This window comes from Burkholderia sp. PR2 (assembly GCF_052372875.1).
Taxonomy (GTDB): Bacteria; Pseudomonadota; Gammaproteobacteria; order Burkholderiales; family Burkholderiaceae; genus Burkholderia; species Burkholderia diffusa.
The window spans coordinates 1639196-1658798 of the sequence record NZ_JBQRWH010000001.1; the positions used below are offsets into that span (position 1 = coordinate 1639196).

Consider the following 19603-nt stretch of genomic DNA (forward strand, 5'->3'; position numbering starts at 1 on the left):
CCGCCCCGCCGCCGGCCGCCTCCTATACTCGGAGGTGCACCGCACGATCCAGCGATAACGAGGAGAAAACCATGAACAATGCGACGTTTCTGTCCGTGCAGCTCAACGCCGAGGATTTCGCCGGTTCCAGCGGCCTCGTCGAATTGCTCAACCGGCACCTGTTGTTCGCGACGGACGTCGCCGAAGCAGCGGACGCACTCGTCCAACTGGCGAGCGTCGCGCACCTGAGCGGCGCCACCCGGCACAGCGTCGAGCTGCCGGTGCTCGCGATCGAGCGGCTGCGCGACGCGCTCGACACGCTGAGCGGCTACGACGAGGCCTGGCTGCAGGCGCTGGAGCCGGCCGACGCGCTGTTCCGGGACATCGGCCGCGGACCACGGCCGCTGCATTGACACGACGGGTGCCGCCAATGAAAACAGCCCGTCGTTCCGTGATGCGGAACGACGGGCTGCGGGTACTGCGTGGGGTCGCATCGGGCCGCACATGCGGCCGGCGATCGATGACGATCAACGACCCTTGTAGACCGGTGCGCCATCCGACACGCGCTTGACCTGCCAGCCGGTCTTGGCGGCCGCCGGAGCGCCCGATTCCTGCTGAGCGGCCGGTTGCGCACCGTAGCCGCTCGTATCGGCAGCGGCCACGTTCTGTTGCGGGTTCACACGGGCTTCAGCTGCCTGGATGCTTGCCGGGTAGTCGGTACGGTCGCTGCCCAGCTTGTAGCCGGCCTGTTGCAGTTGGGCCAGTTCGGCCTTCACCTGCGCACGGGTGACGGGGGCGTTCTGTTGGGCGAACGAGACGGCAGGAACGGCGAGGACAGCAGCAGCAGCGAACGTTGCGATCAGCGATTTCATGATTACCTCCGGGATTTTTTTGCTCCGCCGCACACACCATGTCTGCAGCGATTGAACAAAGTTTAGTCCCGAGATCACCTAGGGAAAACCATGAAAAAACGAAAACACTGTTTCCTCGGAGCCAACAATTCCGGGATCCGGGAACGAAAAACCCTACTCAAAGAATAGAATTTCGCAACAATACCGTCCTCGCCAGCCGGTCACGACCAGTTCGCGTGGAAGCTGCCCGGCCGGTCGGTACGCTCGAACGTATGGGCGCCGAAGAAGTCGCGCTGCGCCTGCACAAGGTTCGCCGGCAGCCGCTCCGAACGGTAGCTGTCGAAGTACGCGACCGCCGACGCGAACGCCGGCACCGGCACGCCTGCCTTTACGGCAGCCACCACGACGTCGCGCAGCGACGCCTGGTAATTCGCGGCGATGTCCTTGAAATACGGGTCGAGCAGCAGGTTCGCGAGCGCCGGATCCTTCGCGTACGCGTCGGTGATCTTCTGCAGGAATCGCGCGCGGATGATGCAGCCCGCGCGGAAGATCTTCGCGATCGTCCCGAGATCGAGGTTCCAGCCATACTCTTCGGACGCCATGCGCAGTTGCGCGAAGCCCTGCGCGTACGAGATCACCTTGCTCAGGTACAGCGCGCGGCGCACCGCTTCGACGAACGCGGCGCGATCGCCGTCGAACGACGCGGCGGCCGGGCCCGACAGGATCTTGCTGGCCGCGACGCGCTCGGTCTTCAACGACGACAGCACGCGCGCGAACACCGACTCGGTGATCAGCGGCAGCGGCACGCCCAGATCCAGGGCGTTCTGGCTCGTCCACTTGCCGGTGCCCTTCTGCGCGGCGCGATCGAGGATCACGTCGACGAGGTGCTTGCCGGTTTCTTCGTCCTTCTTGCCGAAGATCTTCGACGTGATCTCGATCAGATAGCTGTCGAGCTCGCCCTGATTCCACTCGGTGTATACCGCGCCGAGTTCGTCGTTGGTCAGGCCCGCGACGTCCTTCAGCACGGCATAGCTTTCGGCGATCAGCTGCATGTCGCCGTATTCGATGCCGTTGTGGACCATCTTCACGTAGTGGCCCGCACCGTCCGGACCCATGTACGCGACGCACGGCTCGCCGTCCGACGGGGCCTTCGCGGCGATCTGCTTGAGGATCGGCTCGACCAGGTCGTACGCGTCGCGCTGGCCGCCCGGCATGATCGACGGGCCGCGCAGCGCGCCCTCTTCGCCGCCGGACACGCCGGTGCCAATGAAGTGCAGGCCCGATTGCGCGAGTTCCTGGTTGCGGCGGATCGTGTCCGTGAAGTGCGTATTCCCGCCGTCGATCAGCACGTCGCCCTTCTCGAGCAGCGGCTTGAGCGATGCGATCGTCGCATCGGTCGCTTCGCCGGCCTTCACCATCATCAGGATCCGGCGCGGCGTCTCGAGCGACGCGACGAACTCTTCGAGCGTATAGGTCGGTACCAGATTACGGCCGGGGAATTCGGCGATCAGTTCGTCGGTTTTCTCGCGGCTGCGGTTATACACCGACACCGCGTAACCGCGGCTCTCGATATTGAGTGCGAGATTGCGGCCCATCACCGCGAGCCCGATCACACCGATTGCTTGTTTGCCCATTAGTCAATTCTCCGGAAAAAACAGGGCGCGACCGAACCGGGTCGCGCGCACAGGCGAAAGGATAGTGGAAACCCGGCTGCGATGCGCGCTTGCGTATCACTGCTCCGCGTGCGGCAGGCGCCTGAACACGACGCTCAGGTTGTTCGCCGGCATCTCGACGACCTCGATGCAGTCGAGCCCGCGGTCGAGGCCGAGCGCGACGACCGCCTCGAGATCGCGAACGCCCCACGACGGGTCGCGGCTGCGCAACTGCTGGTCGAACGCTTCGTTGGACGGCGCCGTGTGCCGGCCTTCGCGGCGATACGGGCCGTACAGGAACAGCACGCCGCCCGGACGCAGCACGCGCGACGCGCCGGCAAACAGTGCGTCGGTGCAGGCCCACGGCGAGATGTGGACCATGTTGATGCAGACGATCGCGTCGAACGCCGCGGCCGGCCACGACGCATCCCGCACGTCGAACGCCAGCGGCTCGGCCAGGTTCGCGAGGCCGGCATGCGCGACCCACGCGGCGATCGAGCGGCGCGCGTGTGCGTCAGGATCGCTCGGCTGCCAGCGCAGCGCCGGCAGCGCCTGCGCGAAATGGACCGCATGCTGCCCGGTGCCGCTCGCGATCTCGAGCACGTCGCCGCTGGCCGGCAGCACGCGACGCAGCACGTCGAGGATCGGCCCGCGATTGCGCTCGGCCGCCGGCGCCGACAGCCGCGCGGACGGATCGGGCGAGGACGTCGGCCCGGTCACGATGCGTGCTCCGGCGCGCCGCCGGCGACGCCCAGCCGCGCGTTCAGCGCGTCGAGCGCGGGCGCGCAACGCGCCTCGACCTTCAGCGTCAGCATCGGATCGGCGCGCGTATGGCCGAGGTTCAACGCGGCGACGGGCTTGTTCTGCGCCTGGGCCCACACGCAGAACCGGTAGCCGGAATACACCATCAGCGACGAGCCGACGACGAGCAGCGCATCGGCCGCATCGAGCGCCTGCGACGCCAGCGCGACGCGTTCGCGCGGCACGTTCTCGCCGAAGAACACCACCGCCGGCTTCAGCAGCCCGCCGCAGGCCGGGCAGGCCGGGATGCGGAACGTGTCGAGCGCGGCCCATTCGAGGTGCGCGTCACCGTCGGCGGCGGGTTCCGCCTGCGTGCCCAGCAGCTCGGGGTTGTCCGTTTCGAGCAAGGTCTGGATCGTCGCGCGCGCGTGATGCGCGCCGCAATCGAGGCACGTGACGCCGTTGATGCCGCCATGCAGTTCGATCACGTCGCCGCTGCCTGCACGCTGGTGCAGCCCGTCGACGTTCTGCGTGACGAGGCGCTCGATCCGGCCGGTGCCGCCGAGCCGCGCGAGCGCGACATGCGAGCGGTTCGGCCGCGCGCGGCCCACCACGGGCCAGCCGATCATGCTGCGCGCCCAATAGCGGCGGCGCGCGGTGTCGGACCCGAGGAATTCGTGGAGCTGGATCGGCGGCGAGCGCATCCATTGACCGTTGCGGTCGCGATAGCCGGGAATGCCGGAATCTGTGCTGATGCCTGCACCGGTCAGCACGAGCAGCCGCGGATGGCGCTCGACGAACGCGTGCAGCGCATCGAGCGCGGCCGGATCGAGGCTGGCGGATGAGGTGTCGGGCAAGGCGATGTCGTTCATGTTGGCGGCGCGTGATCGGGCGCGGTGGCAAGCCGTGCGGCCAGCGCGCCAGCACATGATACAGAACGCCGGGCGATCGGGCCGGCGGCGCGCGCGACACCGGCGCAGCAAAAAAAGACGCCCATCGACCACATGGCGATGGGCGCTCCAACAATTGATCCATCGGGGTAGTGGATCAACTGACAGCACAATGTCGTCGGATCCACCGCGGCGCCGCCGGCGGACCTTTCCCCTGGACTACACCTTCGATTTCCCGATGTCGGGCGGATCGCCGCGCGGCGGTGCGTGCGGCAGGCACACGCATGCGTCGCGCTCGGCACGCAGGCGTTTCGCGCGTCGGCATGACGATCCATATCTCATGATTGATTGCCCATCCACGTGCTCGGCGGTTCATCCCCGACGGCCGACTGGCACCGGTCGGCCTGGTGCGTCACGCCTGCACGTCGTCGTTCGGAACGAACCCGGATTGTTCGGATGGAACGAAAAGCCGCACGCTCATGTCACCGCAATCAACGGCGAAACGAATTCTCGGGCAGGTCGGCGATTCATTTTTGCAACACGACACGTTGCGATTCGGTCTGTTCTCATTCTCTTGTCCCCGTCTTCGATGCGTCCGACCCACTGAAGCGATGGCCGGCCCTCTACCGCGCCGGCGATCGCGCTCACGGCACACACAGATATGCAAGGAGCGCACCATGCTTCGCGGCGCAAGGCGGCGCGGCCGGTGAAGTGACCCCGATGCAGATCGGGCGGCGACAGAAATGCGTGAACGTTTCGAAAGTGAAACGACGGGAAACGGCGCGCGCGATCGGCGGACGGGCGCGGCGCCGGTGTTGCAGGAATGTGACGTGTGCGCCGGCGAGACGTCTGCACCTGCACGACGCCCGACGATCCGCTTACAATCGCCCGCCCCTGGCCGCGCATGCGTGGTCGAGCGCGCACGTGATCCGAGGCAACCCGTCCCGGAGGCCCGCGTGATGCCCGACTCCTCGGCGGTCCTGCATAGATCGGCGTGCGTCGCCTCAACCGTGCGAGCGCCGCCGAACACGAACAGCACCGTGCCCGCCACGAGACCGACCACCACTTGCCGAGGTCAGTTCATGCCGATTGATTGCCCGATAACCGAAGGCGCCGATCATGCCGGACCCGCCGATGCCGCCGTGTATCGCTCGCCGCGCGTCGCAAGCGTCGCGCAAACACGCTAGCATGCGAACACCCTACGGAGCGCGCCTGCTTCGCTCCGTCTTCAAGGAATGGACATGCCCCTGCCCGCCTCCGGCCGCGCCGACGTCGCGCAGCGCATCTTCTCGGCCGAGCGGCTGTCGATCGGCCTGACGCTGCCGCTGCTGCGCAGCGGCCGGACCGTCGCCGATTTCAACGAGCAGCTCGAACTCGCGGCGCGGGCCGATTCGCTCGGCTTTCGCGCACTGTGGATTCGCGACGTACCGCTGAACAGCGCCGACTATCCCGACCCGGTCGGGCACCTCGATCCGTGGGTGCTGCTCGGCGCGCTCGCGTCGCGCACGCGCCGGATCGTGCTCGCCAGCGGCGCGATCGTGCTGCCGCTGCGTCATCCGCTGCATATCGCGAAAGGCGCGCTGTCGGTCGCGACGCTGTCCGGCGGACGCTTCGTCCTCGGCCTCGGCTCCGGCGACCGGCCGCCCGAATATGCGGCGTTCGGCGTCGATGCTCAAACGCGGCGCGACCGGTATCGCCGGCATTGGGACATCGTTGCGGCCGCGCTCCGCGTGCCGTCCCGCGTGCTGCCCGACGAAACACCGCCGGACGCGCCCGACTTCACGCTGCTGCCGCGCGGCGATGCCGCGGTGCCGATGCTCGCGGTCGGTTCGGGCGGACAGAGCGTCGACTGGATCGCTCGGAACGCGATCGGCTGGATGACGTACCACCGCGATCCGGACACGCAGCGTTCTCGTTATTCGATGTGGCGCGCGGCCGTCGACCGGCTGGCTCAACCGGGCTTTCGCGCGTTCGGCGTATCGATGCGGCTCGATCTCGATGCGAATCGCGATGCGCCGGCCCGCGCGCTGTCGCTCGGCTACGCGACCGGACGGAATGCGTTGGTCGGCATCTTGCGGGACATGCGCGCAGCCGGCACGCACCACGTCACGCTGAATCCCGGCTCGGACCGGCCCGTGCGCGAGGTCATCGAGGAAATCGCCGAGCACGTGCTGCCGATCTTTCACGACGAGCAGGGCTGATTCATCAGGAATCCGGAGTTCGCCGCATGTAGCCGCAGTCGTGGTTTGCACCGAATCGATGTGCCGGCGAGCACGTTTCGTTCCCGACCCGCCACGTCGCAAGCGAATATTCGTCGGCGGAACTATTCGGGTCCGTTCGCGATCATGTTAACTTCCGTCCATCGTCCAGACCGGCGGGCCACATTTCGATGTGCGCCCGCATGCCTCCCCATGCGACATTTCCTGCTCGGCTGGCTGCTCGCCGCCGTCGTATCGATCGCCCACGCGGCTACCCCTGCACCAGCCGCCCCATCGGCGGCCTCCGGCGCCGTGCCGGCATTGACGCCGCAACAGGCGCAGCAGGCCCTCTCCGTCCTGCAAAATCCACGCGAGCGCGAGCAGGTCGAAACGACGTTGCGCGCGATCGCGGCCGTCGGCGTGCTGAGCACGCCCGCGCTTCCGGCGAGCGCCGCGACACCGGCCAGCGCGGCATCCGCCGCCCCAGCCGCGCTCACGACGAACGGGCTCGCGTCGATGCTCGTCCGGCAGGGGGCACATTGGGCCGGCGAAATCGGCGCCGCGCTGAACGAATCGCTGCGCTCGCTACTCGATGTCGGCTCCGTCGGCCGCTGGTGGCACGAGCGGCTGGTGCGAACCGACGAACGCGCGGACCTCACGCGCGCGATCCTGGTCATCCTCGCCGTGCTCGTGCCCGCGTTCGTCGTCGAATGGTTCGCGAAGCGGCTCCTGCGGCGCGCGCTGGCCGCCATGGGCACGCGTCGGGCCGAATCGTCGCGTCGGGCCGAGCCCGAGCCAGCCGGGACGGACGACGCCAGCGCCAGCGCCGGCGCCGACGCCAGCGCCGCGCCCGATACGTCGTCGCAAGGCCGTGGCCATGCGCGGCGCCACACCACGCTGCTGCGCCGGATGCCGCGCGCGCTGGTCAGCCTCGCGCTGCGCGTGGTGCCGCTGCTGGCGTTCGTCGGCGTCGCGAGCCTGACGATGTCGGTGCTCGACGGCGCCGGCACGCCGACCGAAACCGCACTCGAATCGCTGATCGACATCTACGTGATCTGCCGCCTCGTGACGATTGTCAGCCGGCTGTTCTTCCAGCCCGATGCGCCGCAATTGCGGCTGCTGCACGTCAGCGACGCATGGGCCGCGATCGCGCAGCGCTCGATCGCGCGGATCGCGATCGTCGTCGGCGTCTGCACGGCCGCGGTCGAGATCGCCGCGAGCTTCGGCCTCAGCGACGCCGGTCACGTAGCGCTGCTGAAAGCCGTCGCGCTCGTCGGCCACTTGATGATCTCGGCGCTGATTCTCCGGTGCCGCCAGCCGGTCGCCGCCCGCATCCGCGCGGCCGGCGACGATCGGCCGGCCTTCGCGATGATCGGCAACGCGCTCGCCGACGCGTGGGCGCCCGTTTCGGTATTCGTCGTGATGGCGCTGTGGTTCGTGTGGGCGCTCGACGTCCACAACGGCTACCGCGTGCTGATCACGCTCGGCGGCCGCTCGATCGCCGCGGTGATCGGCATGCGGATCGTGTCGATCGTCGTGTTCGGTGCGCTCGCTCGACTGTTCCAGCGCCGCGACGACGATCGCACGCTGGTCCACCTGCACGCGTACCGCTACTACCCGCTGGTGCGCCAGATCGTGTCGGCGGTGATCGCCGTCGCGACCGTCGTGGTGCTGCTGCAGATCTGGGGCGTGCCGATCTTCCACGCCTTCCAGACCAGCACGATCGGCCATCGGCTCGCGTCGGCGCTGATCACGATCGCGATCGCGGCCGTCGTCGCGCTGATCGTATGGGAAGCCGCGAACATCGCGATCGAGCGCCGCCTGCAGCAGTGGACACACGAAGGCAACCTCGTGCGCGCGGCGCGGTTACGCACGCTGCTGCCGATGCTGCGTTCGCTGCTGTTCATCATGATCGCGCTCGTCGTCGTGCTGACGGGCCTCAGCGAAATCGGCGTGAACATCGGTCCACTGCTCGCCGGCGCCAGCATCTTCGGCGTCGCGCTCGGCTTCGGCTCGCAGAAGCTCGTGCAGGATTTCATCACCGGGATCTTCCTGCTGATGGAGAACGCGATGCAGGTGGGAGACTGGGTCACGCTCGCCGGCGTGTCCGGCACGGTCGAATACCTGTCGATCCGCACCGTGCGGCTGCGCGCGGGCGACGGGTCGCTGTACACGATCCCGTTCAGCTCCGTTACGACCGTCAACAACACGAATCGCGGGCTCGGCAACGCAGCCGTCAAGGTCAGCATCGCGTACGGCCAGGACATCGATCGCGCGATCGAGACGCTGAAGGAGATCGGCGCCGCGTTGCGCGACGATCCGAATTACAAGGACGGCATCCTGTCGGATTTCAGCTACTGGGGCATCGACCAGGTCGACGGCGCGACGATCGCGCTGGCCGGACAGATCCAGTGCAAGGACTCTGCGCGCTGGGGTGTGCAGCGCGAATTCAACCGGCGTATCGCGGTGCTGTTCCGCGAACGCGGAATCCGGATCGCGAATCCGCAGCGCAGCCTCGTCGCGTATGACGACGGTTCGCGGCCCGTGGCGCCCGAGAACGATGAGAATGGTGGCCCTACCGCCGGCACCCCGGTCGCCGAGCCGCCACCGCGTGCTGCACCGGAGCGCAAGCCGGACTGATCGTGCGGATGCCGTTGACCCGGCCACCGCGCGTCGCGCCGTGCCTGTGCTCGTGCCATCGAACGACCGATAGCCGCGCTCGACGCGCGGCGGTTTTCATCGCGCGCTGAACGCGCTTCGCCGCATTCGCCGGGGCGGCCCGCTCGCCACCCGATGCGCCGCGCGGCACATGCCAGTGTTCGCGCAGAACCCGCGTCTGATCCGCAATGGTCGCCATCAGCAGCGCGCGGCACCTTCACCGCTAGAACGATCCCAATCGAGCAGTTGCAGCGTGGAACGCGGCACGAGGTGGAATACCGTCAACTGGCCGAACGGACTCATCGCGTGCAACTGGTTGCCGCCGTGCTGATCGTCAGCATCGCCGCACTAATCGTCGACACATTGTGTCATCCGGTCGCTTCGCCGCCCGATGCGATCCATCACGATGCGCCGACCCACCCCGCTCTCGAGACGCTGTCGCTGGCTGGACTGCTCGCGACGAGCCGTCGATCTGATCAGGTTGAGTCGCCGGACGCGGCCGACGCGCGTCGAACCTTGCGTTCCGGGACGGAAAACGGGCACGGGAGATTCGAATGATTTCTCGAATACGGTTCGTGCATTACGAATCGAATCGCGAATTATCCACAGGACGGACCCGCAATTGCACTCGGTTTATGGTTTGAAAATTACAAAATACCTAATGACTTTTCAAAAGCATTTCATCCAATTCCATTTAACTTTGTTTCATATAATCAAAAAAAGTTTGACACCGAACTTTCGTTCTTGATACCGTCCGATGCAAGCAATCCGATGAACTGCAGACCACGCAATCGTTCCCGCTCAACGCATCTCGCTTCCGCCGCACCGAAGTTCTCGCCGCCGACCGTCGCTTCTTCCGTTGGCGCATGCAACATCCCGATGCATTCATTGGGCAGCTGCCGTCCGGCAGCAGGCCGAAGGACCGAACCAGATGAGCAGGATACCGAAACTTTTGCTCTAGCTCGCCTGCATCAGGCCTGCCGGCGCGACCGGGCCGCATCGCGGCGGAGCGCCCCCGTTACCGAGCATTCCAGCATTTCGCCCCCGGAGGATCACCACCCATCCGGGTCGGGCGAAAGGCCCCGTCGCGTCCGCGCCATCCGCGCGAGCGCGGCGGATATCGGCGGCGCACGATCCGCGCCGCCGTCGACCGTTGTTGTTCGTGCAGTTCGATGTTCAACCGGAGGGGTAATTCAAAATGAATCAGGTTGCAGACAAGAAACTAAAGCACATCCGCATCGCCAAGCTCGCCTTCGCCGCAGCAGCAGCCGCTTCGTTCGGCATGACGGCCGCCCATGCCGCACCGGCCGCCGGCTGGACGGAAACGCGCACCAAGGGATTCCTGCCGCTCGTCCAGCAAGGTGAAAGCAGCAGTACCGCCGGCGCGCCGGCGGCCAGTACCGCCGCCGCTGCCGCGGCTGCCACCGAGATGGCGCCCGGCGAATCGGTCGACATCGTGCTCGGGCTGAACCTGCGCAGCGAAGCGCAACTCGACCAGTACCTGCACGATCTGCATACACCCGGCTCGCCGCACTACAAGCAGTTCCTCACGTCGGCGCAGTTCGCCGCGCAATACGCGCCGACCGACCAGCAGGTTGCCTCCGTCGTCGCGCACCTGCGCCAGGCCGGCTTCGTCAACATCGTCGTTGCGCCGAACCGCCTGCTCGTGTCCGCGTCGGGCACCGCGGCAACGGTCAAATCGGCGTTCCGCACGACGCTCAAGCGCTTCACGCGAAACGGCCGCAACGTTTACGCGAACACCGATGCCGCGCAGGTGCCGAACGCAATCTCAGGCATCGTCGGTGCCGTGCTGGGGCTGCAGAACGTCGAGCTCATGCATACCGGCGCGGGCAGCAAACCGCAAGGCAACACCAGCAACCTGACGATTCCGGCAGGCGCATCCGCGGTGCCGCACTACCCGACGGAATTCTCGTCGCTCTATGGCGGCGACGGCACGCCGACGGCCTCGCAAACCACCGTCGGCATCATCTCCGAAGGCGACCTGTCGCAGACGGTCAGCGACCTCAATACGTTCGCCGCCAACAACGGCCTCGGCACGATCAGCAGCAGCGTCGTGCAGACGGGTCCGTCAGGTAGTTCGTACACCGATACGTCCGGCACCGTCGAATGGAACCTCGACAGCCAGTCTATCGTCGGCGCCGCCGGCGGCAGCGTGAAGCAGGTCGTGTTCTACGTGGCGCCGTCGATGTCGCTCACCGCGATTACCGCCGCGTACAACAAGGCGGTGAGCGACAACGTCGCGAAGGTCATCAACGTGTCGCTCGGCGTGTGCGAATCGTCCGCGTACAGCACCGGCTCGCAGGCGACCGACGATACCATCTTCAAGCAAGCCATCGCGCAAGGTCAGACCTTCTCCGTATCGGCCGGCGACCACGGCGCGTACGAATGCGCGAGCGGCACGCCGTCGCGCTCGACCTACACGGTGAGCGAGCCAGCGACGTCGCCGTACGTGATCGCAGTGGGCGGCACGACGCTATTCACCAACACGTCGACCAACGCATACAACAGCGAAATCGTGTGGAACGATCCGAGCTGGCAGCCGGGCACCGTATGGTCGACGGGCGGCGGCTACAGCAAGTACGAAGCGGCGCCGTCGTGGCAATCGTCGAGCCTCACCGGGTCGACCAAGCGCGCACTGCCGGACGTCGGTTTCGACGCCGACCTGCGCACCGGCGCGATCCTCGTGGTGAACGGCCAGACGTCCGACACGCTGTGGGGCTCGGGCTACCTGAACAACGAAGGCGGCACGAGCCTCGCCGCACCGATCTTCACCGGCATCTGGGCGCGGTTGCAATCGGCCAACAACAACGCGCTCGGATTCCCGGCGTCGAGCATCTACAAGTACTTTCCGAGCAATGCGGCGCTGGTGCACGACGTGACGTCCGGCAACAACGGCAGCGGCACGTACGGCTACAAGGCGAAGGCCGGCTGGGACGCGACGACGGGCTTCGGCAGCGTGAACATCTCGAAGCTGAACACGTTCATCCAGAGCACGTCTGATTTCGCGCGCTGACCGCGCGATGAATGGTGCGGATTCCGGGTGCGGGTCGTTTTGCGCGCCCGGAGCCGCATCAGCGCCAGTGCGCGCACGGCCTCCGGATCGACGCTGCGCGTCGGCACACGCCGCCCGCGGTCGTCGCGGGCAAGCGAAATCACAGCTGCGATTCGATCGGAAACAAGCCCAGAAACCATACTTCCATGCGCCGCGCCGCCGATACTTCCGGTTCGTGATCGAGTTCGGTCACTTTCCCGTCCGCGTCAGTCTGAATCCACTTGAGCCGCCCCTTCCCGGCCGGGTCGGTCCTCGATTCGACTCGCCACGCGATTTGATCGAGCCGCGGCTCCAGGTCCGCCGCGACTTCCGACGCAATCGCCGCGCTCTCGCAGTAAACGCCGATCTCGGTATTGAGATTCAGCGAACGCGGATCGAGATTCATCGAACCGATGAAGATGCTCTTGCGATCGAACACATAGGTCTTCGCATGCAGCGAAGCACGCGACGAGCCGATGATGACCTGCTTCGAAATGCTCTTGTCGCCGGACGGCCGCCGTTCGTAAAGCCTCACGCCGGCTTCCAGCAGCGCACGCCGATAGCGCCGGTAGCCGGCATGCACGGCCGCGACGTCGGTCGATGCGAGCGAGTTGGTCAGGATCGTCACGCGCACGCCGCGTGTCGTGAGCGCGTGCAGGCGTTCGACCATGTCCTTGCCCGGCACGAAGTACGGCGACACGATCAGCAGCTCCTGCTCGGGCCGCAACGCGAGTGCGCGCAGTTGCGGCATGAGGTGCCCGTCGCTGTCCTTCGGCGAGCGTGCGATCTTCGCCGGATCGTCGTACAGGACCGTCGCCTGGCCCCAGGACAGCTCGGTGCCCTGCCCGTGCACGATCTGGTCGAGCCTGTGTCGCGCCTCGAGCACGTACGGATTGTCCTCCATCGCGCGCAGGTAATCGCGCAACCGTTCGCGCTCCCGGTCGAGGCCGCCCGGCGCCGCGTCGTGCCCGACCAGCGCATCGATCGGATACGCATACGGCGAATTCCAGAACGTATCGAATTCGGTCGAGATGTCGTTCACGACGGGGCCGTGCACGACCACATCGAGATCGCCGAACTCCAGCATCGACGACGCGCCGAAATATTCGTCTCCGATATTGCGGCCGCCGACGATCGCCGCCTGGTTGTCCGCGATCATCGCCTTGTTGTGCATGCGCCGGTTGACGCGGGAGAATTCGAGCACCGTGCCGATCTTCTTGAAGTGGCGTGTGGCGACTGGATTGAAGAGCCGGATCTCGATGTTCGGATGCGAACTGATCTCGAGCAGCTTTTGGTCGTCCGCATTCGTCCCGAGATCGTCGAGCAGCGCGCGCACGCGAACCCCGCGATCGGCCGCACGGATGATCGCATCCGCGAGCTCGTGCCCGGTCAGGTCGTCGTGCCAGATGTAGTACTGAAGGTCCAGTGAGCGGTCCGCGCGATCGGCGAGCAGCACGCGCGCATCGAGTGCATCGACGGGATCGCGCAGCAGATGAAACGCGTCCTGCCCCGGATGGGCGGCGGCCTGCTGGCGGAACGCGACGCCGAGGCGCGTGGTTTCCGTATCGGTAAATGCGTGCGTTGGCGCGCGACCGGCCTGCGGCGGCAGGCTGGCGCATGCGGCAAGCATCAGCAACGATAGAATCGCACTCCACGAACGCAACGTGATCATGATGGCCGCCCCCACTGTCGGGCGAAGTCTGTTTGTGTTTGTTCTGGCTGCCGGACGGAACGCGGCGCTGCCCTGCCGTTCGCGCACTCGACGATTCTCGATCGTGCGCGCCGACCGCGCTACAGCATACTTCGATTGATATCGGCACGGCACGCTCCGCGCGTTTTCCCGGTGGCGGCGATGCGACACGCGACGCCGGCGTGAACGCATTCAACACGCTCGACACATTCAGGCAGCGCGCAAAAGAAAAACCCGCGAAGCCTTGCGGCGTCGCGGGTTTCGAGACTTCCTTGGATAGCCTTGGAAGGGAATCTGGTGGGCCCCCCGGGAGTCGAACCCGGCACCAACGAATTATGAGTTCGCTGCTCTAACCAAGCATGAGCTAGGGGCCCAGACAAGAAGCAACGTGTGCTACACGCCACTCCGGCAACCAAGCCGGGCCGGCATTGTAACAACAAAGACGCTAAAGAGGACAAACGCCACCGGTATCACGCGGATACCGGCGGCGTTCGCAAGTAAGACGCTGGAAATCAGTTCCCTTCGAGGAACGACTTCAGCTTGTCGGAACGGCTCGGGTGACGCAGCTTGCGCAGCGCCTTGGCCTCGATCTGACGGATCCGCTCGCGGGTGACGTCGAACTGCTTGCCGACTTCCTCGAGCGTGTGATCGGTGCTCATCTCGATACCGAAGCGCATCCGCAGCACCTTCGCCTCGCGCGGCGTCAGCGAATCGAGCACGTCCTTCACGACGTCGCGCATGCTTGCATGCAGCGCGGCATCCGCCGGCGCGACCGTGTTGTTGTCCTCGATGAAGTCGCCGAGATGGGAATCGTCGTCGTCACCGATCGGCGTTTCCATCGAGATCGGCTCCTTCGCGATCTTCATGATCTTGCGGATCTTGTCTTCCGGCATCTCCATCTTCTCGGCGAGCGTTGCCGGATCCGGCTCGAGACCGGTTTCCTGCAGGATCTGCCGCGAGATGCGGTTCATCTTGTTGATCGTTTCGATCATGTGAACCGGAATACGGATCGTGCGCGCCTGGTCCGCGATCGAACGCGTGATGGCCTGGCGAATCCACCACGTTGCATAGGTCGAGAACTTGTAGCCGCGACGGTATTCGAACTTGTCCACCGCCTTCATCAGGCCGATGTTGCCTTCCTGGATCAGGTCGAGGAACTGCAGGCCGCGGTTCGTGTACTTCTTCGCGATCGAAATCACGAGACGCAGGTTCGCCTCGGTCATTTCACGCTTCGCCTGACGTGCCTTCAGTTCGCCGGCCGCCATCTGGCGGTTGGTTTCCTTCAGGTCCTTCAGCGGCAGCACGACGCGCGCCTGCAGGTCGAGCAGACGCTGCTGCTGTTCGCGGATCGCCGGGATATTGCGCGACAGGACCGCGCTGTACGAATGACCTTCGGCCGCGATCTTCTCGGCCCAGTCGAGATCCGTCTCGCTGCCGGGGAAGCGCGCGATGAATTCCGAACGCGGCATGCCGCACTTGTCGACGACGATGTGCAGAATCTGGCGCTCGACCTGACGCACTTCGTCCACTTGCGCACGCAGCGTGTCGCACAGACGCTCGACGGTACGCGCGGTGAAGCGGATCGTCATCAGTTCGGTCTGGATCGTTTCCTGCGCCTTCAGGTAGGACTTCGACTTGTAGCCTTCCTTCTCGAACGCGCGGCGCATCTTGTCGAACCACTCGCTGATCTGCGAGAACTTGTCGAGCGATGCGCGCTTGAGGGCTTCGAGCTGGGCGGCGTTGGCGGTTGCCTGGGCGGCACCGTCATCATCCTCCTCTTCCTCTTCTTCCTCTTCCTCTTCTGCTTCCTCGTCCTCGTTCTCGATCGCTTCGGCTTCCTTCGCCGAGAAACCGTCCGTATCGGCGGAGTCCGAAGCATTCGGATCGAGCAGGCCGTCGACGAGTTCGTCGACGCGGATCTCTTCGTTCGCGACGCGCTCGGCCATCGCGAGGATGTCGGCGATCGTCGTCGGGCACGCGGAAATCGCCATCACCATGTGGCGCAGGCCGTCCTCGATCCGCTTCGCGATCTCGATTTCGCCTTCGCGCGTGAGCAGCTCGACCGTGCCCATCTCGCGCATGTACATCCGGACCGGATCGGTCGTGCGACCGAATTCCGAATCGACGGTCGACAGCGCGACTTCCGCTTCTTCCTCGACTTCATCGTCCGACGACGCGGCCGGCGCGTTGTCGTTCAGGAGCAGCGTTTCCGCGTCCGGCGCCTGCTCGTAAACCGCCACGCCCATGTCGTTGAACGTGCCGATGATGCCTTCGAGGGCTTCGGTCTCGGTGAAGTTGTCCGGCAGGTGGTCGTTGATTTCGGCATACGTGAGGAAGCCACGCTCCTTGCCGAGCTTGATCAGCGCGCGCAGCTTCACGCGGCGCTCTTCGAGCTCCTCGGCCGTGCCGGGCGTGCTCGTCGCGAACGCTTCCTTCAGCAGCGCCTTTTCCTTGGCGCGACGATCGCGCACCTTGGATTTGCCCGGGGCAGCCGCGGCTGCGGGCTGCTCGTCGCTCTGATTTGCGTCGTCATCGACGGATACTTCGTTCAGCTTTTTGGTCATGGAGTTCGCCGTACCGGCTATATCGACTCGCGGCTGCTGGACGACAGCCGGTTGAACCGTGGGTGCATGAGTAGTACGTACTGCCGTTTCGTCCGCGGCGGCAGTCGTGTCCCTTGCGCTTTTCGCACTTGCCCGCTTCGCCGCCGGCTTGGCCGGCCCGGAGTCGGGTCTGGCGGCAGCCCGTGTTCTGGCTGCCGGCGCCGGCGCAGCCTGAGCAGTGCCGGCCGCGGTTTTCTTTCCTGCCGGGGCTGACGTGGCTGAAGACACTGTCCTGGTGGAAGAAGCAGACTTGGCCGCTGTGACCTTCGTGGTCGGCTCCGTCGAGCCCTTGCCTGTTGCTTTCTTTCCGCCTGTCGTCTTTGCCATCGCGAATCTCGCCTCTGCTTAGAAAACAAACCGCTGGAAACCTTATATTATAGCACGCTGGGGCGCCCTCTCTTGGCGCCCCGGCCGCCTACAGCCCGAGCCGACGCTTCATGTCGGTTCGCTGCTGGTTCAATTCCGTCAATTCCGCCAGTTCCTCGGGTGTGAAGGTGGACTGCCGCGCAAGCCGATCGAGCCGGTCGCAGCAGGCGTCATAGCGCATCTTGAGCACCGCGGCCTGCAGCTCCTCCCCCGCGATCCGTTCCTGTTCACGCTGCCGCTCGGGCACCGTCTCGTCTTCCGGATTCTGTAACAGCAAATCGCGGACGTTTTCATCATAGTCCAGAATTTCGCGGAAGATTTCCTCGTAAGTCGCGCCGTTCGAGGACGTCCGCAGGACATCCGACAGCAGCCGGAACTCCGCGCCGTCGCCCAGCGCACGCGCATGCTCGACGACTTCGGCGAACAGCTCGCCGATCCGCGGCAGCGCGCGCAGGGTCGCAAGCTGTTCGTCGTCGAGCTGCGACGCGATCCGCGGATGCATCACGAGCGTACGCAACGCGCGCTTTTCGCTGTCCGTCACACGCCGCCGCTCGCTGCGCGCGGGCGCCTGGCGCGCCGGCGCCGCGATGCGCGCATCGACATCCGACAGCGCCGCGACTTCCTCGAACGGGATATCGAGCCGGTCGGCGAACATGTGCATGATCTGCGCGCGCAACGCGTTCGCCGGCAGCGCCTGCAGCAGCGGCTTCGCGTCGAACAGCGCCTTCGCTCGACCTTCCGGCTGGTCGAGCGCCTTGCCGGCAATTGCTTCGTTCAACAGAAATTGTGACAGCGGCATCGCGCGCTCGACCTGCTCGGAAAACGCGTCCGCGCCGAATTCGCGTACGTAGCTGTCCGGATCGTGCTCGGACGGCAGGAAAAGGAATCGGATCGTCCGGTTGTCCGCCGCATGCGGCAGACACGCCTCGAGCGCGCGGCGCGCCGCACGCCGGCCGGCCGAGTCGCCGTCGAAGCTGAAAATGACCGTGTCCGTCTGACGCAGCAACTTCTGCACATGGATCGGCGTGCACGCCGTGCCGAGCGTCGCAACCGCGTTCGGGAAGCCGAGCTGCGCGAGCGCGACGACGTCCATGTAGCCTTCGACGACCAGCACGTACTTGCGCTCGCGGATCGCAAGGCGCGCCTCGAACAGCCCGTACAGCTCGCTGCCCTTGTTGAACAACGGCGTTTCGGGCGAATTCAGGTACTTCGGCTCACCGCTGCCGAGCACGCGGCCGCCGAACCCGATCACCTGCCCCTTCACGTTGCGGATCGGGAACATGATCCGCTCGCGGAACCGGTCGTAGCGTCGCGCGACGCCCTGCGCATCGGTTTTCTCGCTGACGATCACGAGCCCCGATTCGACGAGCGAGTCGTCGCGGTAGTCCGGGAACGCGGTTTCGAGGTTCTGCCAGCCGTCCGGCGCATAGCCCAGCCCGAAGCGCGCGGCAATCTCGCCGGTCAGGCCCCGGTTCTTCAGATACTGGATCGCGACGGTCGCGCCGCGCAATTGCTTGCGGTAGTAGTCGCACGCGGTGGACATCACGTCGGACAGCGCGGTCGCGACCGATTTCGACACGGGCGCCGGATAGTCACCGCCACCCGCACCGCCTCCGCCGCGCATGGACGGCTCGTGCGGCACGGTCAGTCCGACCGATTGCGCGAGCTCCTGCACGGCTTCCGGGAACGTGAGCCCCGCATGCTCCATCAGGAAACCGATCGCCGTGCCGTGCGCGCCGCAGCCGAAGCAGTGATAGAACTGCTTGGTCGGGCTGACGGTAAACGACGGGCTCTTCTCGTTATGGAACGGGCACAACCCCATGAAGTTGGCGCCGCCCTTCTTGAGCTGCACATACCGGCCCACCACGTCGACGATATCGACGCGGTTCAGCAAATCCTGCAGGAACGAATGCGGAATCACCGTGGGATCGAGCGAAAAAAAGACAATACGACGCCCCGGCGCACGCGCATGCGGCGCGCCGGGAAGCGGGTTTTACTTCGACAGCGCAGCCTTGACCTGCGCGGAAACGGCCGTCATGTCGGCCCGGCCGGCAAGCTTGCCCTTCAGCACGCCCATCACCTTGCCCATGTCCTGCGGGCCGGCCGCGCCCGTTGCCGCGACAGCGGCCTGGACTTCGGCAGCCACTTCGGCGTCCGAAAGCTGCGCGGGCATGTAGGCGCCCAGCACGGTCAGCTCGGCCTGTTCCTTCGCGACGAGATCGTCGCGGCCTGCGGCTTCGAACTGGCTGATCGAGTCCTTGCGCTGCTTGATCATCTTGTCGATCACGGCGGTGATGCCCGCGTCGTCGAGGGTCACCCGATCATCGACCTCGCGCTGCTTGATCGCGGCCATCAGCAGGCGAATCGTCGCCAGACGCTCGCTTTCCTTCGCGCGCATCGCGGCCTTCATGTCTTCGCTGATCTGCTCTTTCAAACTCATCTTGCACCCGGGATGGAAACGTGACTTCAACGCCCGCGAACGGGCGTCAACACAAAAACCCGCTTGGGACTAAGTCTCAAGCGGGTTGCTCGAATCCGGCATCGGCGACTCGCAGCCCCAGATCGAGGCCGATCGTGCGGAGGTCGCCGGTGCGCCGCTCGGTGAATCGCGCGGCGCTCAATCGTTCAGTACAGCTTCTTCGGCAGCGTCTGGCTGCGGATCCGCTTGTAATGACGCTTCACTGCGGCAGCCTTCTTGCGCTTGCGCTCGGCGGTCGGCTTCTCGTAAAACTCCCGCGCACGAAGCTCGGTCAGCAGACCGTTCTTCTCGATCGTGCGCTTGAAGCGGCGCATGGCGACTTCGAACGGCTCGTTTTCTTTAACGCGAATGATCGTCATGATCCGACACGAATAAAGGTTTGCAGGGAAGACTTGCAAGTATAGCAGAGCGCCGCGCAAAGACATAAGGGCCGGCCCCCGTCAA

At 65.7% G+C, this 19603-nt stretch carries 14 protein-coding genes, 1 tRNA gene and 1 pseudogene; 6 read left to right on the forward strand and 10 right to left on the reverse strand.

What is annotated here, in order from left to right:
- Window positions 1-71 precede the first annotated feature (71 nt).
- The gene (locus ACT2FV_RS07120; RefSeq protein WP_006760526.1) at window positions 72-392 is read left to right on the forward strand and encodes a hypothetical protein; all 321 of its coding nucleotides are present in this window, start codon (window positions 72-74) and stop codon (window positions 390-392) included.
- Between the two features lie 114 nt (window positions 393-506).
- Here ACT2FV_RS07120 and ACT2FV_RS07125 read toward each other — a convergent pair whose 3' ends face one another.
- Together ACT2FV_RS07125 and gndA are read right to left on the reverse strand one after the other, a co-directional pair.
- Window positions 507-851: a DUF4148 domain-containing protein gene (locus tag ACT2FV_RS07125; RefSeq protein ID WP_044845294.1), complete on the reverse strand. Its 345-nt coding sequence runs from the start codon at window positions 849-851 to the stop codon at window positions 507-509.
- A gap of 200 nt (window positions 852-1051) precedes the next feature.
- The gene (gene gndA / locus ACT2FV_RS07130; protein WP_059601753.1) at window positions 1052-2464 is read right to left on the reverse strand and encodes an NADP-dependent phosphogluconate dehydrogenase; all 1413 of its coding nucleotides are present in this window, start codon (window positions 2462-2464) and stop codon (window positions 1052-1054) included.
- Between the two features lie 6 nt (window positions 2465-2470).
- Between gndA and ACT2FV_RS07135 the strand changes: the two are divergent.
- Window positions 2471-2545 (forward strand): annotated as a pseudogene (locus tag ACT2FV_RS07135) (6-phosphogluconate dehydrogenase); the annotation flags it as partial.
- A gap of 15 nt (window positions 2546-2560) precedes the next feature.
- Here the strand turns inward: ACT2FV_RS07135 and ACT2FV_RS07140 are convergent.
- Together ACT2FV_RS07140 and ACT2FV_RS07145 are read right to left on the reverse strand one after the other, a co-directional pair.
- Window positions 2561-3202 (reverse strand): DUF938 domain-containing protein, encoded by a 642-nt coding sequence (locus tag ACT2FV_RS07140; RefSeq protein ID WP_151052497.1) that lies wholly within the window; start codon window positions 3200-3202, stop codon window positions 2561-2563.
- Window positions 3199-4095: an NAD-dependent protein deacetylase gene (locus ACT2FV_RS07145; RefSeq protein WP_151048547.1), complete on the reverse strand. Its 897-nt coding sequence runs from the start codon at window positions 4093-4095 to the stop codon at window positions 3199-3201. Before ACT2FV_RS07145 ends, ACT2FV_RS07140 begins: the two co-directional genes overlap by 4 nt.
- A gap of 1259 nt (window positions 4096-5354) precedes the next feature.
- Between ACT2FV_RS07145 and ACT2FV_RS07150 the strand changes: the two genes are divergently transcribed.
- The 4 genes from ACT2FV_RS07150 to ACT2FV_RS07165 all read left to right on the forward strand — a co-directional run bounded on the left by ACT2FV_RS07150 (window position 5355) and on the right by ACT2FV_RS07165 (window position 12003).
- Entirely contained in the window at window positions 5355-6314 is a 960-nt protein-coding gene (locus ACT2FV_RS07150; RefSeq protein ID WP_444503530.1) for an LLM class oxidoreductase, read from the forward strand.
- 210 nt (window positions 6315-6524) lie between these two features.
- Window positions 6525-8951, forward strand: a complete 2427-nt coding sequence (locus tag ACT2FV_RS07155) for a mechanosensitive ion channel family protein (protein ID WP_444503531.1) — start codon at window positions 6525-6527, stop codon at window positions 8949-8951.
- 288 nt (window positions 8952-9239) lie between these two features.
- Window positions 9240-9527: a hypothetical protein gene (locus ACT2FV_RS07160; protein ID WP_170296409.1), complete on the forward strand. Its 288-nt coding sequence runs from the start codon at window positions 9240-9242 to the stop codon at window positions 9525-9527.
- A 640-nt stretch (window positions 9528-10167) separates the two neighbouring features.
- A complete protein-coding gene (locus ACT2FV_RS07165; protein WP_059601741.1) occupies window positions 10168-12003 on the forward strand; it encodes a S53 family peptidase in 1836 nt (611 codons plus the stop codon).
- A gap of 139 nt (window positions 12004-12142) precedes the next feature.
- Here ACT2FV_RS07165 and ACT2FV_RS07170 read toward each other — a convergent pair whose 3' ends face one another.
- The 6 genes from ACT2FV_RS07170 to rpsU form a co-directional block, all read right to left on the reverse strand.
- Window positions 12143-13693, reverse strand: coding sequence for a phospholipase D family protein (locus tag ACT2FV_RS07170; RefSeq protein WP_151048550.1), 1551 nt, complete (start codon window positions 13691-13693; stop codon window positions 12143-12145).
- 313 nt (window positions 13694-14006) lie between these two features.
- Window positions 14007-14085 (reverse strand) — tRNA-Ile (locus ACT2FV_RS07175).
- 138 nt (window positions 14086-14223) lie between these two features.
- Window positions 14224-16641, reverse strand: coding sequence for an RNA polymerase sigma factor RpoD (gene rpoD, locus ACT2FV_RS07180; protein WP_082728921.1), 2418 nt, complete (start codon window positions 16639-16641; stop codon window positions 14224-14226).
- A gap of 88 nt (window positions 16642-16729) precedes the next feature.
- Window positions 16730-18601, reverse strand: a complete 1872-nt coding sequence (dnaG, locus tag ACT2FV_RS07185) for a DNA primase (protein ID WP_059601735.1) — start codon at window positions 18599-18601, stop codon at window positions 16730-16732.
- 72 nt (window positions 18602-18673) lie between these two features.
- Window positions 18674-19120, reverse strand: a complete 447-nt coding sequence (locus tag ACT2FV_RS07190; RefSeq protein ID WP_059524656.1) for a GatB/YqeY domain-containing protein — start codon at window positions 19118-19120, stop codon at window positions 18674-18676.
- 185 nt (window positions 19121-19305) lie between these two features.
- Window positions 19306-19518 (reverse strand): 30S ribosomal protein S21, encoded by a 213-nt coding sequence (rpsU, locus tag ACT2FV_RS07195; RefSeq protein ID WP_006479415.1) that lies wholly within the window; start codon window positions 19516-19518, stop codon window positions 19306-19308.
- Window positions 19519-19603 lie beyond the last annotated feature (85 nt).